The sequence below is a fragment of the Streptomyces sp. NPDC005151 genome (assembly GCF_053599875.1).
Map to the genome: position 1 here is coordinate 2,916 of NZ_JBSFYR010000178.1, position 4,215 is coordinate 7,130.

The 4,215-nt window shown below is 67.7% G+C and carries 2 protein-coding genes and 1 pseudogene; 1 reads left to right on the forward strand and 2 read right to left on the reverse strand.

The genetic code is table 11. The annotated features are described in order from the left end of the window. Window positions 1–325, reverse strand: a 325-nt coding sequence (locus ACWD6R_RS39230; RefSeq protein WP_451823136.1) for a hypothetical protein, incomplete at its 3' end; no start/stop codon positions are given. Between the two features lie 516 nt (window positions 326–841). Here ACWD6R_RS39230 and ACWD6R_RS39235 point away from each other — a divergent pair. Beyond that, window positions 842–1,336 (forward strand): annotated as a pseudogene (locus ACWD6R_RS39235) (transposase family protein); the annotation flags it as partial. A 549-nt stretch (window positions 1,337–1,885) separates the two neighbouring features. On the opposite strand, the gene ACWD6R_RS39240 reads toward ACWD6R_RS39235, so the two are convergent. Beyond that, window positions 1,886–4,215: PA domain-containing protein (locus ACWD6R_RS39240; protein WP_451823137.1), on the reverse strand; the 2,330-nt coding region annotated here is incomplete at its 5' end.

Here is a 4,215-nt window from a genome sequence, read left to right on the forward strand (position 1 = left end):
CACCCACGTTGGAATTCGTGATGTTGATGACGGTGGTCATTGTCTGATTCATGACCTGGGTCATCGCCGTCGGCGGCAGGCCGAGGCTTATCGCCTTGGCTCTTGCCGCTGCCGTAGCCGCCGAATTCGCCTGCTGCGCGGAGCCCCCACTACTTAGCACCGCTCGTGCTGCATTCGTACCGGCGGCTACAGCAGCCGCTGCCTGTGAGGCATTTCCTGTCGATGTTCCTGCTCCCGCTCCGCTGCAGGGCACAGAACCTACGGAGAACGGCCCCTTGCCAGCAACGGCGATCGGTCCGATACTGCCGCCGGAAGAAGCGCGCACGACCGGCCCTCCAGGCAGGACGGTGAACGTCCCGTTACCAGCGAAATTCTCGCCTGCCAGCGTGCTCCCTACCACGCGACAACCCGGGTTCGGGGCGGCAGACGCTGGCTCCGCAATGGTCGCAGCCATCCCTCCGATTAGCGCAACTATCGTGGCGGCATTCAGTGCGACTTTTCGTGCCACGGAATTCTCCTTCCGGTGCGGAAACGCATCATTCCGGACACCAAAACCCTAGCTGCGTTGGTTTGTTCGTGCATCTGGGGTCGAATGCGCCGCTGAGCACTGATACCCTAACGTCTCCACTAGACTTATGTCTGGTTCTGAAAGTAGTTGCACCAGCCGAAACTGCTTCTCGGAATGACGGCGCTGCCGTCACTGCCAGCGCAGAATGAGGCTTTTCAGCGGACTCCCTGATCGGGTGATACTGCGATCCGTGCGGGCGTTCGGAGGAACAGACGAGGCTCCCTGGCGGTTGAGCGGGCTCTCACTACACAACTCGCCCGCAAGGAAGCCTCGTTGGTCGCCGATCCAGCCGCAGTCGACCTGCCTCATGTCCTAGTTGAGCTCGTCACCATGCTCATCGTCATTCACGAGGGTGAACGCCGCTGCAAGCTGCGGCCCAGCCAGCGCGCCCTGGCCTACCTGCGCAAGAACGAGACATTCCTGCAGGTCGCGGCCGGTTTCCAGCTCTCTGTGGGCACCGCCTTCACCCACACCCGGGCCGTCGTGAACGTGCTCGCCACTCACGTACCGACCCTGGCCGAGGCCCTGCAGGAAGCCGATCCGGACTTCGTCCTGCTCGACGGCACCGTGGCCGAGTGCGACCAGCTCGGTGACGGCGGAGCCGACTACAGCGGCAAGAAGTAACGCCACGGCGTGAACATCCAGGCTGTGACCAGCGAAGACGGCACGATCCTGTGGTTTTCACCCGCCCTACCCGGCCGCACCCACGACCTGACCGCCGCTCGTGACAGCATCGCGGCCCGGTTGCTGCCACCGGCCGGCGCACCAGGCGCCATGCGGCGCCCTCGTGCGCTGCCGGCGGTCGCCCTGGCACTGTCAGCGGCCGGCGCGCTCGTCGCCGGCGCGCGGGACGACTCCGTCGCGCTATCGCTGGTCTTCGCGGCAGCGGCCTTCCTGTGCGCGGCCCTGTTCTGGTTCACCACAGCGGAGGGGCCCGCACACACCGCACGCCGCACACGCCCCGCACTGGGCTGACCACCCGGCCGGCTCCGGGCGGGAACCGGCGCATCCCGGCAAAGCGGCGGTCCAACGCCACCGCACAGTCGTAGAAGCCGTCGACACCCGAACGGGGGTGCGCTCCCGCCCGGCGTGTCCTCCCGTAGTCCGGTCAACAGGCCGGTGGCGGCCCCGGGGAAGGACGTGCCATGACTCGATCCTCTCAAATGATCGAGTCCCTACCGAACCCGGAACGGTTCACTCTAGGTTGAATCACGGGCCGAACGAAAACGGGACATCCGGAACAACTGGCCATGAGGCAGGTCCGCCGGGCGGCTCCCCCCCACGGGAAGGACGCCCGGCGGACCGGTCAGGACGTGATCAGCGCACGGCGTACGCGTCGTTCACGGTCTGGATGACGGAGTTGCCGTTGGCGTCCGTCAGTTCGGTCTTCAGGGTGACCGGCTTGCCGTCCGCGCCCGCGTGGTTCACGGTCGCGGTCCACCGGCTGTCCTGCTGTGCGGTGGTGGCCTGGGTCCAGGTCTCGCCACCGTCGTACGAGTAGGAGACCTTGGCCGCGACCAGCTTGCCGGGGGTGTAGCCGGCGTGGCCGGTGACGCTCAGGCCGATCATCTGACCATCCTTCGCCGGAAGGGTCTTGAGCCCGTCGGTCTCCAGGTCGTAGCCCGGGAAGAGCAGCGGAATCCCCTGCGAGTACACGTTCTCGTCCCGCTCCGAGCGGAACTTCCAGGTGGTCTCGATCCGGGTGGACCGCTTCCACACGGTGGCTGGATAACCGAACTTTCCGGTGTACATGGTGAGTTCGTACGCGGCGTCTCCGGCCGGGACGGTGAACACCCCGAACGGATAGGTGGACGTGCCCAGCACTTCACCGCCACTGGTCAGCTGCATGCTGCCTTCGTCTCCGAAGGAACCCTGGATACCGGCGTGTTCGCTGTCGCTCCAGAAGCCCGGGGCGACGCCGATCAGGTTGTCCTGCCGCTCGGCGGCAAGCTGGAGCTTGCCCTCGGCGTCGCGCGCGGCGGCCGGAACCGGAATGCCCCGGTACCAGTTCTCCGTACGCTTCATGCCCTCCGTGTAGGTACGGGCCTGGTCGACCATGAACTCGCCCCAGGGGAAGCTGGACGAGAGGTTGTGCTGCCATGTCGTGTCGCCCGCCGAGTAGTACTCGGTGCGCTTGCCGGGGGCTGCCACCGTGTCGTAGACGGTGTACCCCCCGCCGTACGGCGGGTAGACGGCCATGAGGTCGATGTAGTCGGCCGCGACACCCATCGCCTCGTACGTGGCGGTGGTCTTGCCGAGCTCGCTGTCACGGACCTTGTAGGTGCGGTCCGAGGTGACCGGGCCGGTCTCGGGGAAGGCCAGGTTGTAGATGAACGGGCTGGCGGCGGTGGCCTTCCAGCTCAGCGTCACCGGGCCGTCGGCCAGAGCGGCCTTCAGGGCGTCCGCCTCGCTCGCCTCGATGCCGAGCGAGGGCAGCGGCGCCGCACCGGTGCCGATGGAAGGCTTCCAGAGGCCCGGGGACGGCCGGTGCGCGATGATCGCCTTGGCGCCGGCGGCCTTGGCGTTCTGCGCCTGGGTCCTCACGTAGCCGTCGTCGGCGACCTCGACCAGGGCGATCTTGCCCGAGACGCCGGCGGCCTTGAGCTCGTCGGGGGTGCCGGTGCCCGCGTCGACGAGTGCGGCCTCGCCCGTACCGTCGAGGTTGACGGAGCCGGTGTTGGCCGTCGTCGGGTGCAGTTCGGTGCCGCCGACGACCGAGAGCTTCTCGATCTGGGGGGCGTACGCGCGCCAGAGGCTGTCGAACTCGAAGTCGCCGTCACTCGCCGTGCCCTGCACGTCGACCAGGTAGTTCTTGATGAGGCTGCTGCCCGTGAGGGAGCCCGAGTGCAGCCATGTGTCGTCCCAGCTGCGGCCGAAGGAGAGCGTCGTGGAGCGGTTCTCGGACGCCCGGTCCTGCGTCTTCACCTGGATCCGGTGGGCCTTGCGGGCGTCCAGGACCAGGGTGGTGTCCTTGGTGACGTTCAGCTGCGGCCGGGCGAGGTAGCCCACGGACTCCAGCATCTTGCCGGTGGCGTCCTTCGCGTCGGGCGTCGTGATGAAGCTGGAGACGAAGTACGCACCGGGGCGCACCTTGTAGACCTGGTCGGCGGCGCCGTTGTTGAAGCGGCGCTCGCCGCCGGCGGTGTCGGTACCGATGAGGTCCACCGAGGAGGGTCCCTTGGCGGGCTTGCCGGCGCGGTCGACGAGCTTGACGCGCAGGGTGACGGTCTCCGGTCCGACGTACATCGAGAAGGGAGTGGAGACCTTCACACCGTCGGGCCCGGTGGCCAGCACGCGCCCGGTGACATCGCCGTACTGGGCGGCCTTCAGCTGCGCGGTCGGGTCGATCTCCAGCGGCACCTTGACGGTGGCTCCGGCCGGGACGGTGACACTGCTCGCGTCGAGCTTCGCGACCGAGGAGCGGACGGCCGAGCCGTCGTTGCCGGTGACGCCCTGGACCTTCAGCGACAGCTTCACCGGCTCGGAGCCGGAGTTGGTGTAGGGGACGTCGACCGTGGTGCGGTCGGACTTGTCCTGCGGCCAGTTGAAGGCGCCGCCCTGGACGGCGGGGGCGCCGACGACGGTGGTGTCGATGGCGGCCTTCACATCGAGGCGGCCGCCGCCGGTCTCGCGTACGTCGCCGGGGA